Raw genomic sequence first — 17,266 nt, 5'->3', positions numbered from 1 at the left:
GTTACCGCTTGCCGCCAATGGCGTTCGCGTCCTGGAACAGGTTTGGCACCAGCGGGCGGGCATCGGTCTGCTGGACATGGCAGGCGGTGCAGAAATAGCGCCGCGGCGTCACGTCCGAGAGCACCTGGCCGTCGCGATCCTGGAAATGGGTGACGCTGATCATCGGCGCGCCCGACCCCTCGGTGAACTCGCGCTTGTGACACTCCATGCAGCGGTTCGTGTGGAGGGTGAGCTGGTAGCCGTCGATGGCATGGGGGATCACCGGCGGCTGCTCCGGCCAGTTCCGCATGCGCCGGATATCGTCGACGATCGGCCGGTCGAGCGGCGGAATCGGCTGCAGCGAGAGCTGCGGGACGACGCCGGTGAGGCGCGGGATGATCTTGATCGGACCGCCCTCCTGCGAGGAGGCGGCGCCGAAGGCGAGGACGAGGCACGCCGCCATGGCGGCCCCGAGAAGTGTCCGCGAGCGCATCAGCCCGAGACCGGAACGATCTTGACCGCGCATTTCTTGAAATCCGTCTGCTTGGAGATGGGATCGGTGGCGTCGAGCGTCGTCTTGTTGATGAGCTGGCTGGCGTCGAACCAGGGCACGAAGACCACGCCTGGCGGCATGCGGTTGCGCCCGCGTGTCTCGACGCGGGTGCGCATCTCGCCCCGGCGCGAGATCACCGTGATCTCGGCGCCCTGGTTGAGCCCGCGCTTGCGGGCGTCTTCGGGGTGCATGAAGCAGCGCGCGCCCGGGAAGGCCTTGAAGAGCTCCGGCACGCGCATGGTCATCGAGCCGGAGTGCCAGTGCTCCAGCACGCGGCCGGTGACCAGCCAGAGATCGTACTCGCCATCAGGCGATTCCGCCGGCGGCTCGTAGGGCGCCGCGATGATGCGGGCCTTCCCGTCCTTGTTGCCGTAGAACTCGACGCCCTTGCCGGGTGTCACGTAGGGATCGCTCCCCTCGCGGTAGCGCCAGAGCGTTTCCTTGCCGTCGACGACCGGCCAGCGCAGCCCGCGTACCTGATGATAGGTATCGAAGGGTGCGAGGTCATGGCCATGGCCGCGGCCGAAGGTGGCGTATTCCTCGAACAGGCCCTTCTGGACGTAGAAGCCGAAATGCCTGGCCTCGACGTTGTCATAGGCCGGATCGATCTCTTCCGCTGCGTAGCGGTCCACATTTCCATTGCGGTAGAGCACGTCGAACAGCGTCTTGCCGCGGAAGTTGGGGTTGGCGTCGAGCAGTTCCGCCGGCCAGACCTCGTCAGTGGTGAAGCGCTTCGAGAACTCCATCAATTGCCAGAGATCGGAGCGGGCGTCGCCGGGCGCCTTGACGAGCTGATGCCAGAAATGCGTCCGCCGTTCGGCGTTGCCGTAAGCCCCCTCCTTCTCGACCCACATCGCGGTCGGCAGGATCAGGTCGGCGGCCATGCCGGTTACAGTCGGATAGGCGTCTGACACCACGATGAAGTTTTCGGGGTTGCGGTAGCCGACGAAGGTTTCGTTGCTGCTGTTCGGCGCCGCCTGCAGGTTGTTGTTGACCTGAATCCAATAGAAATTGAGCTTGCCGTCCTTCAGCATGCGGTCCTGCTCGACCGCGTGGTAGCCGGGCTTTTCCGGAATGGTTCCGGCCGGCACCCGCCAGATTTCCTCGGCATGCTTGCGATGCTCGGGATTGACCACCGTCATGTCCGCCGGCAGGCGATGGGCGAAGGTGCCGACCTCGCGCGCCGTGCCGCAGGCCGAGGGCTGGCCGGTGAGCGAGAACGGGCTGTTGCCGGGCTCGGAGATCTTCCCGGTCAGCAGATGCAGGTTGTAGACGAGCTGGTTCGCCCAGACGCCGCGCACATGCTGGTTGAAGCCCATGGTCCAGAACGAGACGACCTTACGCTTGGGATCGGCATAGAGCTCGGCCAGTTGCTGCAGAAAGCCGGGCTCGACGCCGGTCAGGGCCGAGACCTTCTCCAGCGTGTAGTCCTTCACGAAGGCGGCATAGGCCTCGAAGTCGATCGGCGACGTCGCGGCCACGTCTGCCGCCTTCCTCGCCTTGACCTCACGCGGGTCGTCGGGGCGCAAGCCATAACCGATCTCGGTCGCAGCCTTCACGAAGGTGGTGTGCTTACCGACGAAGTCCTTGTTCACCCGCCCGGTCGAGATGATGTGGTTGGCGATGTAGTTCAGGATCGCCAGATCCGTGCCCGGCTTGAAGACGATCGGAATGTCGGCGAGGTCCGAGCTGCGGTGGGTATAGGTCGAGAGCACCGCGACCTTGACATGCGGCTGGCCGAGGCGGCGATCGGTCACCCGCGTCCACAGGATCGGGTGCATCTCCGCCATGTTCGAGCCCCAGAGCACGAAGGCGTCGGTCGCCTCGATGTCGTCATAGACCCCCATCGGCTCGTCCATGCCGAAGGTGCGCATGAACGCGTAGGCGGCAGATGCCATGCAGTGGCGGGCGTTGGGATCGAGGTTGTTGGAGCGGAAGCCGGCCCGCATCAGCTTGGTCGCGGCATAACCCTCCCAGATCGTCCACTGGCCGGAACCGAACATGCCGAGCGCGGTCGGCCCCTTGGCCTTGAGCGTCTCCTTGGCCTTGGCGGCCATGGTGTCGAAGGCCTCCTCCCAGGAAACCGGCGTGAACTCGCCGTCCTTGGCATAGACGCCGTTCTTCTTGCGCAGCAGCGGCTGGGTCAGCCGGTCGCCGCCATACATGATCTTGGAGAGGAAATAGCCCTTGACGCAGTTGAGGCCGCGATTGACCTCGGCCTTCATGTCGCCGTGGGTGGCGATGACGCGCCCTTCCTTGACACCGACCATGACGCCGCAGCCGGTGCCGCAGAAGCGGCACGGCGCCTTCGACCATTGGATCTGCAGGGTATCGACGCCGCCTGTGACCGGTTGGGCCTGCGCCGGAACGCTCATATTGGCGGCGAGCACGGCGACGCCGGCCGCCTGCGCCTTCAGCATCTCGCGACGGGACAGGGTCATGGGTCTACTCCAGGGTCGTCGAGGGTCTCGAGGTCTTCGATCTGCTCGAACACCATGTTGGCCGAAAGCACGCCGTCCAGCAGGCTGATGGTGGCCAGCCGGTCGCCGATCACGCCGGTGCTCGCGCCTTCCAGGACGATCACGATCTTGCCGTTCTCGACGCGGTGCACCTCGGTCTCCGGCATCTCGCCGATACGGGCGAGCACCTCATCGACTCGCGCCGGCAAGGCCGAGACGACGGCGCTCGAAATATGATGGAAGCGGGGGCGGGAGGGTTCAGCCATGGGCAGTCTCCGGCGGGCGCGCATTCACGCCGATGGCCGAGGCGGGACAGGCCGCGACGCAGGAGCCGCAGCCGCTGCAGCGATCGGCAGCCAGCTCCGGCAAGGCCGGCCCGCCCAGGCGCGGCCGGAAACGGATCGCGGCCTCAGGGCAGGCATCCCCGCAGCTCTGGCAGACGATGCCACGGCCGGCGAAGCATTCCGGCCCGATCACGGCCACATGCTCAAAGGCGGAAATGGCGCGGTCGAAGACCGGTTCGGGGCAGGCCTCAGCACAGGCACCGCAGAAGCTGCACTCGCCTCCCCTGAAATCGAGGGCGGCCCGGCCGGATTCGTCGAGCGCGATGATGTGCTGCGGGCAGGCAGGCACGCAGGCGCCGCAGCCGGTACAGGCCGCAGCGATCGACGCGGCGCGGGACCACGGTGGGCGAACTCTGTCGGGCAATGAGAGGCGCCGGCCGGTCAGGAAGTTGCGGCGCCCGCGATCAATGGCGGTGCGTTCCATGGCCTGGCCTCAGTGCGGAGGTCCGGGCGGACCGACAAGGAGCTGAAACATCCAGACGAGGAAGCCGTAGCCGCCGACGACGCCGACCGCGACGATCGGCCAGATAAAGACAGCCAGCGTCAGGAAAGCCAACAGCTCGGCTCGTCTCGTCGGCACTTCCGGAGCGGTCTTCCGGTCGCTCGCCCCTACGGTCTCAGTCGTCATCTCTCCTCCCTTCGCGTGCGGGCGTTCACAAATCGCACCGCCACCAGATTTGAGATCGACAAAAGAGAAGCTGAAATGATCGTGCTTGTCTACTGTCTTCGTTGCCGAAGAACGCACCCGCCTCAGGGCCTTGATCTAGCGCAAAGGCGTCTTCGCGACGGAAATGACGCCGATTGCTTGGCGCTTTTCTTGCTTGCAGGCAATATATCTCATTCGACCGACAAGACACCTCGTCTTGTCGGCGGTCAGATCGGGCTCAAACGGCGCCTGCATGGACGGGTTGCGCCGTTCTATCGATTGCATCAGGCCAAGCGTGGACCGCTCGGCCCGGGACCGGGCCGTCCCCGCGATCAGCTCGTCATGTCGAGCACGATGCGCCCTTCGATCTGGCCCTTGTGCATCCGGTCGAAGATATCGTTGATCTCCTCGAGCCTTGCCGTGGCGATCGTGGCCTTCACCTTGCCCCCGGCGGCGAAATCAAGCGATTCCTGCAGGTCTAGCCGCGTGCCGACGATCGACCCGCGCACGGTGATGCCGTTGAGCACCATGCCGAAGATGTCGAGCGGGAAGCCGCCGGGCGGCAAGCCGTTCAGCGAGACGGTGCCGCCGCGCGCCACCGCGCCGATCGCCTGCTCGAAAGCCTTGGGGCTCACCGCGGTCACCAACACTCCCTGCGCGCCACCGCCGGTCTCGCGACGGATCACGGTGCCGGGGTCCTCGTTGCGCGCATTGACGGTGACGGTGGCGCCGAGGCGCCGCGCGAGGGCGAGCTTGGCGTCGTCGACGTCGATCGCGGCGACGTTGAGCCCCATCGCCCTGGCGTATTGCACCGCCATATGGCCGAGGCCGCCGATGCCGGAGATCGCGACCCAGTCGCCGGGCTTTGTATCGGTGACCTTGAGCCCCTTGTAGACCGTGACGCCCGCGCAGAGCACCGGCGCGATCTCGGTGAAGGAGATATTGTCCGGCAGATGGCCGACATAGTTGGGATCGGCGATGACGTATTCGGCGAACCCACCATTGACCGAGTAGCCTGTGTTCTGCTGGCTCTCGCAGAGTGTCTCCCAGCCGCCGAGGCAGTGCCGGCAATGGCCGCAGGCGGTGTAGAGCCAGGGCACGCCGACACGATCCCCCTCCTTCACATGCTTTACGCCTGCGCCAACGGCCGAGACGTAGCCGACGCCCTCATGTCCCGGAATGAAAGGCGGGTTCGGCTTGACCGGCCAGTCGCCTTCGGCCGCATGGAGATCGGTATGACAGACGCCCGATGCCTGGATCGCGACCTGAATGGCGCCGGGGCCGGGCTCGGGCACCGGCACTTCCTCGATCGTCAGCGGTTTGCCGAACATCCGCACAACGGCGGCCTTCATCGTCTTCGCCATGATCCGTCATCTCCTTCGATGCGACTCCGCTGATGCAGGCATGCCCGCCTGCGATCAAACGGCCCGGTTAGCCGCGGGAACTCGGTGCGAATGTGGAGTCTTCGGCGCGGCTGCGGCCCGATCGAGAAATCCTCAAATGCTATTCAGAAATGAATGCGGACAATCGGGTTGCCCTGATGGATATCAGCACGCGGCCGGGCCGCCATTGACCGACATCAAACGGACCAGACCTCGGCCGTGCGTCGTCAAGCATGAACTCACGTCTGCGGCATGACGCGCGCAAGCCATTTCGGCAACAGGCTAGCCGAAACCGGGAAGGCGTCAAATTCCGCTCCACCGGCGGGCCTGTTGCGGGCAGGCCAAAAAAACACGCCCTCCCGCCTGACGAAGGTCAGGCGGGAGGGCTCGGCATTTCCCAAGGCTTCAGGCGCCGGAACCGGTGCCGTCAGTGCCGATGTGCCGGATCGCGATACGATCGAACTGAGGCTCCGTCTGGCCTTCCTGATGGATCTCGATCTCGCCGCCGCGCACGTTGAAGCGGATGATTGTCGCCCCGGCGCCGCGCCAGTCGCTGGTCTCGCCATCATCCTCGTAAAGCTCGCCGGAGGCGCCCTCGACGACGCCGCAGACGAGAAGCTCGCGCTGGCCGTCGATGCCTTCGGGGTTGCCGAGCGGGATCAAGGCACCGGCCCGGACGAAGACCGGCAGGCGCCCGAGCGGCGCCGCGACCGTGACGAAGGCGCCGCCGGCGAAATGCTTGCCCTCGTGCCAGTCGTACCAACCACCCGGATGCGCGGGCAGGTAAACACTGCGCTCGCGAGCGCCCTCCTCCAGCACCGGCGCGACCAGCACGTCCGGGCCCAGCATGAAGGCGTCGTCGGTCTTCGCCGCTATCGCGTCCTGCGGGAAATCCCAGAGCAGCGGGCGGATCGCCGGAGTGCCGTCACGGCTGGCGCGCCACATCAGCGTGTAGAGATAGGGCATCAGTCGATAGCGCAGCGAGATCGCCTCGCGAACCTGCGGCACCATCTCCGGGTACATCCAGGGCAGGTTGACGACGCCGTCATCGTTCCAGGAGTTCATGACCATGCGCGGCCACAGGCTGCAGAACTCGTTGAACCGCACAAAGAGCTCAGGGCCGGGCGTCGGGCCATGGAAGCCGCCGACATCGTGGCCGATGCTGAACATGCCCGACAGGCTCATGTTGAGCCCCTGCGTCAGGTTGTAGCGCAGCGTCTTCCAGGCGGTCTCGTTGTCGCCCGACCAGGTCTGGGCGTAGCGCGAGATGCCGGCGCAGCCCCCGCGCGTGATCGCATATTGCCGCTTGCCGGGCTGGCGATCGGCCTGCGCCTCATAGGAGAGCTTGGTCATCAGCAGCGGTTGCGCCGGGCGCGCCAAAGCCTGTCGGAATGGGGTCCCGTCGCCGTCACAGACGGCATCCTCGTCCCAGATCTCGTATTCGTTGTTGTCGTTCCAGACGGTGGTGAAGCCGTAGTCGAGCAGCGCCGTCTCGATGCCGTTGCGCCACCAGGCGCGGCCCTTCGGATTGGTATAGTCGAGGTGGAAGCCGAGCCCGTCCCAGAACTGGGCGACGGCGGGCTCGCCGGTCTTGCCGTCCTTGACCAGAAAGCCGTCGTCGAGCGCCTCCTGCAGGCGCGGATGGTCGTCGAGCAGGCAGGGCTTAAGGTTCGCGACCGTGAAGATGCCGGCATCGTTCAGCCGCTGCATCGTCGCCTTCGGATCCGGGAACTTGTCGCGGTTCCAGTTGAAGGCGTAGCGGCGATGGCCGATCTGGGTGTAGCCCGAGCCGAAATGGAAGCTGTCGCAGGGGATGCGATGCGTCTCCAGTTTGCCGATGAAATCGCTGATGCGGGCATCGGCATCGGGCGCGTCGGCGATCGCCATCGAGGTCACGCCGAAGCCGAAGGACCAGAGCGGCGCGAAGGCCTGCCCGCCGGTCAGCCAGGAGAAGCGCCTGACCACGTCCGGCACGGTCGGGCCCGCCATGACGTAATAGTCGAGGTCGCCGTCGTCGCCTTTCCAGGAGCGGAACAGGCCGTGGTAGTTGTCGAGTGTGCAGCCGAGATCGACGCTGCCGGTCGAGAGATTGTCGTAGAAGATGCCGTGCGCGCCAGCCGGCCCGTCGACGATGAAGAACGGCAGCATCTTGTAGAGCGGGTCGGACAATTCCGCGTCGAAGCCGCAGGGGTCGACCGCGTCGATGGCAAAGCGCCGGCCGGTGCGGTCGAGCGGGCCGGCCTTGTCGCCGAGGCCGTAATGACGCTCCGCGTAATCGCGCGCCATGAAATGCGCGACCGCGCCGGTGCGCGGCGAGACCAGATAGGCCTGCGTCGTGCGGTCCTGCAGGAAGGGCTTGTCCTCGCCGTCGCGGCGCCAGGCGATGCCGAAGGGCGAGAGCGTGACCTCGGCCGTCAGACCGCCGGCGGACAACGTGACCGCGCCGCCGCTCTCGCTGACACTCACCTTCGGGCATGCGAAGCCGGCAAGGCTGTCGCGCGGACGGCCGTCATAGGCCGGCTCCAACCCGCCGGGCGCGATCGACCAGCCGCGGTCGAGCCGGTAGCCGTCCTGCGGCTTCAGCGTCACGCGGCCGATATCGCCTTCGAGGATACGCACGGCGAGCGTATGGCCGAGCCCGACATCGAACAGGGCGGCTTCGCCATCGCGGCCGAGATAGCGGCCTTGCGTGAGGGCTTTCATAGGGATCTCTCTCGGAGTCTTAGGGTCGGATCGCCCGGCCGGCTTCGTCGAACAGGTGCAGGCTCTGCTGCGGGAAGGCGAGCGGCACCGTATGGCCGCGCTCATGCTCGCTCTGGCCGTCGAGCCGGAGCGTGATCTGGGGCAGGCCCGCACTCGCGCCGTAGAGGTAGCTCTCGCCGCCGAGCCGCTCGACCAGATCGACGGATAGCGGCAGCCCCTGCCCTTCCGGCGCCAGCGCCAGATGCTCGGGCCGGATGCCCAGCGTGATCTTCGATCCAGCCGCGAGATCGCCGGTGGCGCAAGCGACCTCATGACCACCTTCGCCCAGCGCGACCTTGCCGGCAGCGGTGACGCGGCCGGGCAGGAGGTTCATGTGCGGCGAGCCGATGAAGCCGGCGACGAAGAGATTGTCCGGGCGGTTGTAGAGTTCGAGCGGCGTGCCGACCTGCTCGATCCTGCCGCCGTGAAGCACGACGATACGGTCGGCCAGCGTCATCGCCTCGACCTGGTCGTGGGTGACATAGATCATGGTGCCGCCAAGCTCGGCATGGAGCCCGGCGAGCTCCTTGCGGGTGGCGACGCGCAATTCGGCGTCGAGGTTCGAGAGCGGCTCGTCGAAGAGGAAGATCTTCGGGTCGCGCACGATGGCCCGGCCGATGGCGACGCGCTGGCGCTGGCCGCCGGAGAGTGCCTTGGGCTTGCGCTCGAGATAGTCGGTGAGGCGCAGCATCTCGGCCGCGCGCCTGACGCGCTTGTCGATCTCGTCGCGCTTGAAGCCCATATTCTCCAGCGCGAAGGCCATGTTCGCGTAGACGGTCATATGCGGATAGAGCGCATAGGACTGGAAAACCATCGCAAGCCCGCGCTCCGAGGCGGGCAAGCCGGTGACGTCAGCGCCGTCGATGGCGATCGTGCCGCCGGTGATCTCTTCGAGTCCTGCGATCGAGCGCAGCAAGGTCGATTTCCCGCAGCCGGACGGGCCGACGAAGACGACGAACTCGCCGTCGGCGACATGCAGGTCGATGCCATGGAGCACCGTCGTCGCGCCATAGGCCTTGCGAACGGCGGCGAGCTTCAGTTCGGCCATGCGGAACTCACTTCCCTCATTTCATGCCCGTATTGGCGATGCCGGTGGTGATGAAGCGCTGCAGGAAGACGAAGACGAGTGCGACCGGCAGCAGCGTCACCACGGTCATCGCGAGCAGATAGTGCCACTGCGTCTGCAACTCGCCCTGGAAGGCGTTGAGGCCGATCTGCAGCGTGTAGGATTCGGTCTTGGTCAGCACGGCGAGCGGCCAGAGGAACTCGTTCCAGCGCCACATGATCGAGAAGATCGCAAGCACGGCCAGCGCCGGCATGGCGAGCGGCATGACGATGCGCCAGTAGATCTGCCACTCCGAGGCCTTGTCCATGCGCGCTGCCTCGATCAGGTCGCGCGGCAGGGTGAGCATGTACTGGCGCAGCAGAAAGACGCCGGTGGGCGTCGCCGCGCCGGGCAGGATCACCGCCCAGAGCGAGTTGACGAGGCCGAGCTTGGTGATGACCAGATAGACCGGAACGAGGATGATCGTGATCGGGATCATCAGCGTGCCGATCACCATCAGCATCACCGCCGTCTTGCCGCGAAACTCATAGATCGACAGCGCATAGGCCGCCATCGAGTTGATGATCAGCGTGATGATCGTCGCGACCACCGTGACGAAGACCGAATTCCAGAGAAAGCGCGTGAAGGCGAAGCGCTCCAGCGGCTCGGTATAGTTCTCGGTGGCGAGCTTGAACTCCCGCACCGGCGTGCGCTTGTCGATCGGCACGCGGATGGTCTCGCCCGGATTGGCCGGGTCGACCATCTGCGCCTGGATGCCGATGCGGCGCACCTGCGCCAACACGCGCTTGCTGCCATCGGGCATCTCGACCTCGAAGAGCGGCAGCTTCTGGGGCTGGCCCGGCACCACTACTTCCTTCTGCGACATCGGCAGCAGCGAGGGCGGGAATTCGAGCAGGCCGGCCTGCGTCTTGAAGGAAGACATGCCGAGCCAGAGCACCGGCCCGAACATCAACACGACGCCAAGCGCGAGATAGGCGTATGCCGCGATATCGGTCCAATGCCAGCGGCCGGGCTTGCGGCGGGCGGTCATCATGGCGACGGCCCTGTTGGTGTGAACAGCCTGGCTCATGCGGCCCCCTTGCGGCGGCTCGCCGCGAGCTGGGCCAGCGTCAGCGCGAAGAGAACGACGCCGAGCACCACGGAGGCTGCTGCCGCCAGGCCGAAATTCTGGACCTGATTGGCGAAGGCCGTCTCGTAGATGTAGTGCACGATCATCAGCGTCGCCGTGCCCGGCCCGCCGCCGGTGAGCACGAAGACCTCGTCGAAGGTCTGTACGCCCTTGATCAGCGCCAGCACGATCACGACGATCATGTTGGGCCAGAGCAGCGGCAAGGTGATGCGCCAGAACATGCGCCAGCGCGGCGTGGCGTCCATCTCGGCCGCCTCGTAGAGATCGGCGGGGATGGCCTGCAGACCGGCGAGCAGGATCAGCGTGTAGAAGCCCATATGGGCCCAGACCGAGACGAAGACGATCCAGAACATCGCCCAGCTCGGATCGACCAGGAAGAGGATGCGCTCGCCGCCGAGCGAAGTGATGCCGGCGTTGAGCAGGCCGTCGCGCTGCAGAATCCATTTCCAGGTCAGCGCCACCACCACCGGCGAGAGCAGCACCGGAAAGAAGTAGACGGCCCGGAAGAAGCCACGCGCCCGGATCTTCATGTTCAGGACGACGGCCGTCAGCAGCGAGAACAGCACCATCGCCGTGACCTGGAAGGCGGTGAAGCGGGCGGTGTTGTAGACGCCGCGCCAGAAATGATCCTCGCGGCAGGACGACGGGTCGACGAAGGAGCCGCAGTCGAAGAGATAGGCGTATTGCTGCGCCCCGACGAAAGGCCGCTCGGTCGGGAAGAGCCCTGCCCCACCCGTTACCGAGAAGATGAAGTTGATGACGAGCGGCAGGAAGACGAAGAGCGAGAAGAAGACGAGATTGGGCAGGATGAAGACATAGGCCATCCGCCGCTCGCCGATCAGGCGCTGGAGCGCCCGCATCGGCCAGTCGACGAAACGCATGAGCAACGCGAGCGGCGCGGCGAGAGCGCCGGCGGCGCCCGCGCCCTCGCGGCGCGGGTTGGTATCGGCGGAGGCCATCCGTCTTACTTCTTGCGCTCGGCGATCTGCTGGGCGATGTCGGATTCGATCCGCTTGAAGGCCTCGTCGAGCGTGCCCTCACCCGAGATCGCCTGGCCGAGGCGGCTGATCGTCGCGTTGAAGATGACGCGGTTGTTGACGTAGCCCTGCAGCTTGTAGGCGACCGGCGAGAGCTGCGCGACCTGATCCGAGAAGACCTTGAGCGCGGCCTTCGCCTGCGGCTTGGCATCCTTGTAGTCGAGCCCCTTGGCGGCAATGCCGAGATGGCCGGGAACGAAGAGCGAGCGGGCATAGAATTCGCTCAGCACCGGCTCGCTCGCCAGATAGTCCATGACCTTGGCGACGGCTTCCGGGCTCTTGGTCGTCTTGATCGCGACGAGGCCGGCACCGCCGGGCATGCCCGAGCAGTTGCCCGCGCCGCAGGGCGAGGGAACCGCGACCCAGTCGAAGGCATCGCCGACCGTCTTCTCGAATTGGGCGATCTGCCAGGAGCCGGAGTGGTACATCACCACCTGGGCGTTCTTGAACTCGTCATTCGCGCCGCGATAGGCGGTGCCGGAGACCGAGCCCCAGAGCTCCTTCTTCATCACGCCGTTGTTGTGCCAGTCATAGACCAGCTTGGCGGCGCGCTTGAAACCTTCGTCGATCACGGCGGGCTCGCCCTTGTCGTCGAAGACCTTGGCGCCTTCCGAGACGGCGACCGAGAAGAAGCGATGGCCCGAGCGGTCCATGGCGAGCGGGAACGGCGCCTGCACCTTGTCGGCCACGGCCTTCGCCGCCTTGCCCCACTCCTCCCAGGTCGCCTTGGCGCCGGGCATGGCGATGCCGGCCTGCTCGAATAGGGTCTTGTTGACGAAGGGACCGGTGACGGTGAGCTGCGTCATGAAGCCGGTGATCGCGCTGGAATCGCCCTCAGGGCGCATCCAGGGCAGGAACGGCCCGAAATTCTTCTCCCAATAGGAGGCGTCCTTGAGATAGGGGCGCATATCCAGCGCATAGCGGGCGATGCCGCCGAGATCGACGACGCGGGCAATGTCCGGGCCCTGCCCCGAGGCGAGTTGGACCGGCAGGTTCTCGGTGATCGCCTTGTAGGGCACCTGATCGAGGACGACCTTGATGTCCTTGTTCTCAGCCTCGAAGCGCTTCAGCAGATCGGAAACGACCTCGCCCTCATTGCCGTCGGAGTACCAGGCAATGCGCACCGTGGTCTGGGCGAAGGCCCCGCTCCCAGCGACGAGGCCAACCGTCAGCGCGAGCGCGGAAATCCAGTGCTTCCTCTGCATCTGCGTTCCATCCCTGAATGACGACGCCTCAATGAGCGTCTTGACAACTAGTAAGGCAAACGTTTGCCTTGCTTGTCAACGGGCGAAGCACGCACCATTGCTGCGTGCGCCGGCTTATACCCACCAGCCGGCATCGGCTTCGCGCGAAGGGACCGGGGAGAACGATGACGGCGAAGGCCGCAAGACCGCAGCAGAGCCTGGCCTCGCTCGCGACCGTCGCACGCGACGCCGGCGTCTCGGTCGCAACCGTTTCGCGGATCGTCAACGGCAAGGCCGGCCGGGCCTCCGCCGATACGATCGCGCGGGTCGAGGAAGCGATCGTCCGGCTGGGCTATCGTCCGAACCCGGTCGGGCGAGCGCTCAAACGTCGGGCCAGCCGCGTCGTGGCGATGCTCGCACCCAATCTCGACAACCCCGCCATGGCGGCGATCGCAGTCTCGACGGAGGCCGCGCTGCGCGACGCCGGCTTCGTCATGATCCTTTGCGACACGCATGACAGGGCCGACCTGCAGGACGACTACCTGCGCGCGATGCGCGACCAGTTCGTCGCCGGCTACGTCATGGTCAGCGCGGTACGCAGCCCCGGCCTTGCCGATGCGTTGAAGCGCGGCGATCCGATGGTGTTCGTGGCGCGGCGCAACCCGCTGGGCGGCGGGGCGTATGTGGGCATCGACAACCGCGCCGCCGGAGCGGACGCAGCCGATCACCTGCTCGCGCGGGGCATCGACAGCACGGCCGTGCTGATGGCCGCCGAGAACGCCTCCAGCACAGCCGAGCGCGCCGACGGCTTCGTCGACAGGCTCATCGCGCGCGGGTTTCCGGTCGATCGAATCCGCCGCGCGAGCGCGCCCGGCCTGTCGCATATCGAGATCGGCTATGCCGCCGCGCGGAATATGGTCGCGGCCGGCGGCTGGCCGGACAGCGCCCTCTGCGTCAGCGACATGATCGCCTATGGCGCCTATCGCCTGGCGGCCGAAAGCGCCGTCGCCATTCCCGAGCGCTGCGCGCTGATCGGCATCGACGGCAACGCGATCAATCGCTGGATCGCGCCCTGGCTGACCTCGATCCGCATCCCCTACGAGCATTTCGGCCAGTACGTCGTCGCGCAGCTCAGGTCATTATGGAGCGGCGCAGCGACGCAGGAAGTCAATGTGCCTCATGACCCGCCACCGATGATCGAGCGCCTCAGCGCCTGATTCCACAGGGTCCACCCATCGCGGGAACGGTCCGACATAGCGCGAGGCTCCAGCGAGCCGCGTCCGCAGTCACGATCGCGTCATGTCGCGTGCCGCGCCCGGCGCATCCTCCTGCCCTTCGATCGCTTCGCTCTCAGTCCATTCACGGAGAGCACCTCGCTTCCGAGCCGCGAAAGAGCGCGGCACGCCTGCTAACCATCTCTAATATGACGGATTATCGGATCGCCCACGCGGCTTTTGAAGCGATACGCGCCGTCCATGAAAGCGGCGACCGCACGCCGCCCTCCAGCCGGCTCTCTCGGGCGACGAAGACGTACACCTAAAGTCTAACTCCGCACCTCTTTGCCCAGCGGATGGGCAGCTTGACGCCCTCAGGGCAGAGTTTCACTATTCCAAAGAGGAACAAGACGCTCTTATTCGCCTGGGAGGTTGAGATGCTGCATGAGCTCTCGCGCCGCCAGTTCCTGAAAGCCGCAGGCGTGGGTTTGGGCGGTTCTGCCGTCGCCGCGCTGGGGTTCGGGGGTGCCGAGGAGGCACTTGCCCAGGCCGTGCGGCCCTTCAAGCTGGCGCGCACCACGGAAACGCGAAATACCTGTCCGTACTGTTCCGTCGCCTGCGGCGTGATCATGTACAGCCTGGGTGACAACTCCAAGAACGCTCACCCGGCCATCATCCATATCGAGGGCGACCCGGACCACCCGACCAATCGCGGCACGCTATGCCCGAAGGGGTCCGCCCTCCTCGACTTCGTCCATTCCGAGACGCGCACCAAATTCCCGCAATATCGCGGGCCCGGCCAGCGCGAGTTCAAGCAGATCAGCTGGGGCGAGGCGCTCGACCGCATCGCGCGGCTGATGAAGGACGACCGCGACAAGAACTTCGTCGCCAAAAACCAGGACGGCGCGACGGTCAACCGCTGGCTGACCACCGGCTTCCTGGCCGCTTCGGCGACTACCAACGAAACGGCCTTCCTGACCTACAAGGTCGTGCGAAGCCTCGGAGTTTTGGCGTTCGACAACCAGGCGCGTGTTTGACACGGACCGACGGTGGCCAGTCTGGCCCCAACATTCGGTCGCGGTGCGATGACCAACTCCTGGACGGACATCAAGAACACCGACCTCATCATCGTTATGGGCGGCAACGCCGCCGAAGCGCACCCTTGCGGCTTCAAATGGGTCACTGAGGCCAAGGCTCAGCGCGGCGCAAAGTTGATCGTCGTCGATCCGCGCTTCACGCGCACGGCCTCGGTCGCGGATTTCTATGCGCCGATCCGGCAAGGCACCGACATCGCCTTCCTGCTCGGGGTGATGAAGTACCTGATCGACAATGACAAGATCCAGCACGACTACGTGCGCATGTTCACCAATGCCCCCTATATCGTGAAGGAGGGCTTCAGCTATCAGGACGGCCTCTTCACCGGCTATGACGAGGCCAAGCGCGACTACGACCGCTCGACCTGGGAGTATGAGCTCGGCCCGGACGGTTATGTGCAGGTCGACGAGACGTTGCAGCATCCGCGCTGCGTCTATCAGCTCCTGAAGAAGCACGTCGCTGTCTATACGCCGGAGATGGTCGAGCGCATCTGCGGCACGCCAAGGGACAAATACCTGGCGATCTGCAAGATGATCTCGGAGTGCTCGGCGCGCGACAAGACAATGACGTCTATGTATGCGCTCGGCTGGACGCAGCACTCGAAGGGCTCGCAGAACATCCGCTCGATGGCGATGGTGCAGCTGCTGCTCGGCAATATCGGCGTGCGCGGCGGCGGAATGAATGCGCTGCGTGGCCACTCCAACATCCAGGGTCTGACCGATATCGGCCTGATGTCGGACCTGATCCCGGGCTATCTGACCCTGCCGAAGGACAGGGAGACCGATTTCGCGACCTACATGTCGACGCGCGGCTTCAAGCCGCTCAGGCCCAACCAGATGAGCTACTGGCAGAACTACAGGAAGTTCATGGTGAGCTTCCTGAAGTCGATGTGGGGCCCGGCAGCGACGGCGGAGAACGATTTCTCCTATCAGTGGCTGCCGAAGCTCGACGTGCCCGGCTACGACATGCTGCGCACCTTCGACCTGATGTACCAGGGCAAGGTCAACGGCTATTTCTGCCAGGGTTTCAATCCGCTCTTGTCCGCCCCCAACCGCGGCAAGATCACGGCGTCTCTGTCGAAGCTGAAGTTCCTCGTGGTGATGGACCCGCTGCAGACGGAGACATCGCGCTTCTGGAAAGACGAAGGCGTCCATAACGATGTCAAGCCCGAGTCGATCCAGACCGAGGTCTTCGAACTGCCGACGAGTTGCTTCGCCGAGGACGAGGGCTCGCTGGTCAATTCCGGCCGCTGGTTGCAATGGCACTGGCCGGGTCAGGAACCTCCGGGCGAGGCCAAGGCCGATACCTGGATCATGGCGCAGCTCCACATGCGCCTGCGGGCGCTCTACCAGAAGGAGGGCGGGGCCTTCCCCGACCCGATCGTCAATCTGCACTGGCCCTATCGCGATCCGCAGGACCCGCAGCCCGACGAAATGGCCAAGGAGCTGAACGGCTACGTCGTCTCCACCGTCGCCGACCCGGCCGATCCGAACAAGGTGCTGCTGGAGAAGGGCAAGCAGGTCGATACCTTCGGCCAGTTGCGCGATGACGGTTCGACAGCCTGCGGCTGCTGGATCTATTCGGGCAGCTGGACCGAACGGGGCAACATGATGGCCCGGCGCGACACCAGCGATCCCGGCAATACCGGCGCCTATTCGAACTGGGCCTTCTCCTGGCCGGCCAACCGGCGCATCCTCTACAACCGCGCCTCGGCCGATATCGACGGCAAGCCCTGGGATCCCAAGCGCAAGCTGATCGAATGGAACGGCACGGCCTGGACCGGCTACGACGTGCCTGACATCGCGCCGACGGCCAAGCCGCAGGATGTCGGCCCGTTCATCATGAACCCCGAGGGAACGGCCCGCCTGTTCGTCCGCGGGATGATGCGGGACGGCCCCTTCCCGGCGCATTACGAGCCGTTCGAAAGCCCCGTCGTCAACGTGACCGCGCCGAAGATCCGCGGCAATCCGGTCGCGCGCATCTTCAAGGAAGACCTCGCCGCGCTCGGAACCTCGGACAAGTTCCCCTATGCGGCGACGTCCTACCGCCTGACCGAGCACTTCCACTTCTGGACGAAGCATGTCTGGGTCAATGCGGTGCTGCAGCCGGAGTTCTTCGTCGAGATCAGCGAGCAACTGGCAGCCGAGAAGAACATCCAGAAGGGCGGCTGGGTGAAGGTCTCCTCCAACCGCGGCTCGGTCTATGCCAAGGCGGTGGTGACCAAGCGCATCAAGCCGCTGATCTGCGACGGCAAGACCGTCCACGTGGTCGGCATCCCGCTCCACTGGGGCTTCACCGGTGCGGCCAGGAAGGGCTTCGGTCCCAACAGCCTCACCCCGTTCGTCGGCGACGCCAACACCGATACGCCCGAGTTCAAGGCGTTCCTGGTGAATGTCGAGCCGTCCAACGGACCGGCGACGAGCTAGGGAGAGTCTC

At 65.5% G+C, this 17,266-nt stretch carries 13 protein-coding genes; 2 read left to right on the top strand and 11 right to left on the bottom strand.

The genetic code is table 11. The features are described from left to right. Nucleotide 1: 1 nt before the first annotated feature. The 11 genes from AC1DNE_RS10960 to AC1DNE_RS10910 form a co-directional block, all read right to left on the bottom strand. Nucleotides 2-505 carry a nitrate reductase cytochrome c-type subunit gene (locus AC1DNE_RS10960; RefSeq protein ID WP_441468466.1) on the bottom strand — a complete coding sequence of 168 codons (504 nt, stop codon included), beginning with the start codon at nt 503-505 and terminating at the stop codon, nt 2-4. Next, nucleotides 472-2,973, bottom strand: a complete 2,502-nt coding sequence (gene napA, locus AC1DNE_RS10955) for a periplasmic nitrate reductase subunit alpha (RefSeq protein WP_441468467.1) — start codon at nt 2,971-2,973, stop codon at nt 472-474. Before napA ends, AC1DNE_RS10960 begins: the two co-directional genes overlap by 34 nt. Continuing rightward, nucleotides 2,970-3,257 (bottom strand): chaperone NapD, encoded by a 288-nt coding sequence (locus tag AC1DNE_RS10950; protein ID WP_441468468.1) that lies wholly within the window; start codon nt 3,255-3,257, stop codon nt 2,970-2,972. Before AC1DNE_RS10950 ends, napA begins: the two co-directional genes overlap by 4 nt. Then, nucleotides 3,250-3,759: a ferredoxin-type protein NapF gene (gene napF / locus AC1DNE_RS10945; protein WP_441468469.1), complete on the bottom strand. Its 510-nt coding sequence runs from the start codon at nt 3,757-3,759 to the stop codon at nt 3,250-3,252. The genes AC1DNE_RS10950 and napF overlap by 8 nt, the downstream gene beginning before the upstream one ends. Before the next feature lie 9 nt (nt 3,760-3,768). Then, on the bottom strand, nt 3,769-3,963 hold the full coding sequence (napE, locus tag AC1DNE_RS10940; RefSeq protein WP_441468470.1) for a periplasmic nitrate reductase, NapE protein: 195 nt from the start codon (nt 3,961-3,963) through the stop codon (nt 3,769-3,771). Between the two features lie 350 nt (nt 3,964-4,313). Continuing rightward, nucleotides 4,314-5,345 (bottom strand): alcohol dehydrogenase AdhP, encoded by a 1,032-nt coding sequence (gene adhP, locus AC1DNE_RS10935; protein ID WP_441468471.1) that lies wholly within the window; start codon nt 5,343-5,345, stop codon nt 4,314-4,316. A 423-nt stretch (nt 5,346-5,768) separates the two neighbouring features. Beyond that, nucleotides 5,769-8,066, bottom strand: coding sequence for a glycoside hydrolase family 31 protein (locus tag AC1DNE_RS10930; RefSeq protein WP_441468472.1), 2,298 nt, complete (start codon nt 8,064-8,066; stop codon nt 5,769-5,771). Between the two features lie 19 nt (nt 8,067-8,085). Beyond that, on the bottom strand, nt 8,086-9,153 hold the full coding sequence (locus AC1DNE_RS10925) for an ABC transporter ATP-binding protein (protein WP_441468473.1): 1,068 nt from the start codon (nt 9,151-9,153) through the stop codon (nt 8,086-8,088). A gap of 16 nt (nt 9,154-9,169) precedes the next feature. After that, nucleotides 9,170-10,240 carry a carbohydrate ABC transporter permease gene (locus AC1DNE_RS10920; protein ID WP_441468474.1) on the bottom strand — a complete coding sequence of 357 codons (1,071 nt, stop codon included), beginning with the start codon at nt 10,238-10,240 and terminating at the stop codon, nt 9,170-9,172. Then, on the bottom strand, nt 10,237-11,259 hold the full coding sequence (locus AC1DNE_RS10915) for a carbohydrate ABC transporter permease (RefSeq protein WP_441468475.1): 1,023 nt from the start codon (nt 11,257-11,259) through the stop codon (nt 10,237-10,239). The genes AC1DNE_RS10920 and AC1DNE_RS10915 overlap by 4 nt, the downstream gene beginning before the upstream one ends. Nucleotides 11,260-11,264: 5 nt before the next feature. Next, nucleotides 11,265-12,542, bottom strand: a complete 1,278-nt coding sequence (locus tag AC1DNE_RS10910) for an ABC transporter substrate-binding protein (RefSeq protein WP_441468476.1) — start codon at nt 12,540-12,542, stop codon at nt 11,265-11,267. Nucleotides 12,543-12,706: 164 nt separating this feature from the next. Here AC1DNE_RS10910 and AC1DNE_RS10905 point away from each other — a divergent pair, with 164 nt between their 5' ends. Both AC1DNE_RS10905 and fdnG read left to right on the top strand, forming a co-directional pair. Beyond that, a complete protein-coding gene (locus AC1DNE_RS10905; RefSeq protein ID WP_441468477.1) occupies nt 12,707-13,738 on the top strand; it encodes a LacI family DNA-binding transcriptional regulator in 1,032 nt (343 codons plus the stop codon). Nucleotides 13,739-14,172: 434 nt separating this feature from the next. After that, nucleotides 14,173-17,256 (top strand): formate dehydrogenase-N subunit alpha, encoded by a 3,084-nt coding sequence (fdnG, locus tag AC1DNE_RS10900; RefSeq protein WP_441468478.1) that lies wholly within the window; start codon nt 14,173-14,175, stop codon nt 17,254-17,256. Nucleotides 17,257-17,266 lie beyond the last annotated feature (10 nt).

The sequence above is a fragment of the Allobosea sp. 05L423 genome (assembly GCF_056397745.1).
This window is presented reverse-complemented; position numbering and strand designations above follow the sequence as displayed.

Excerpts from the sequence above, each read along its gene's own strand:
- AC1DNE_RS10960 (WP_441468466.1), bottom strand. The coding sequence starts at position 505 with ATGCGCGGTCAAGATCGTTCCGGTCTCGGGCTGATGCGCTCGCGGACA.
- napA (WP_441468467.1), bottom strand. The coding sequence starts at position 2,973 with ATGACCCTGTCCCGTCGCGAGATGCTGAAGGCGCAGGCGGCCGGCGTC.
- AC1DNE_RS10950 (WP_441468468.1), bottom strand. The coding sequence starts at position 3,257 with ATGGCTGAACCCTCCCGCCCCCGCTTCCATCATATTTCGAGCGCCGTC.
- napF (WP_441468469.1), bottom strand. The coding sequence starts at position 3,759 with ATGGAACGCACCGCCATTGATCGCGGGCGCCGCAACTTCCTGACCGGC.
- napE (WP_441468470.1), bottom strand. The coding sequence starts at position 3,963 with ATGACGACTGAGACCGTAGGGGCGAGCGACCGGAAGACCGCTCCGGAA.
- adhP (WP_441468471.1), bottom strand. The coding sequence starts at position 5,345 with ATGGCGAAGACGATGAAGGCCGCCGTTGTGCGGATGTTCGGCAAACCG.
- AC1DNE_RS10930 (WP_441468472.1), bottom strand. The coding sequence starts at position 8,066 with ATGAAAGCCCTCACGCAAGGCCGCTATCTCGGCCGCGATGGCGAAGCC.
- AC1DNE_RS10925 (WP_441468473.1), bottom strand. The coding sequence starts at position 9,153 with ATGGCCGAACTGAAGCTCGCCGCCGTTCGCAAGGCCTATGGCGCGACG.
- AC1DNE_RS10920 (WP_441468474.1), bottom strand. The coding sequence starts at position 10,240 with ATGAGCCAGGCTGTTCACACCAACAGGGCCGTCGCCATGATGACCGCC.
- AC1DNE_RS10915 (WP_441468475.1), bottom strand. The coding sequence starts at position 11,259 with ATGGCCTCCGCCGATACCAACCCGCGCCGCGAGGGCGCGGGCGCCGCC.
- AC1DNE_RS10910 (WP_441468476.1), bottom strand. The coding sequence starts at position 12,542 with ATGCAGAGGAAGCACTGGATTTCCGCGCTCGCGCTGACGGTTGGCCTC.
- AC1DNE_RS10905 (WP_441468477.1), top strand. The coding sequence starts at position 12,707 with ATGACGGCGAAGGCCGCAAGACCGCAGCAGAGCCTGGCCTCGCTCGCG.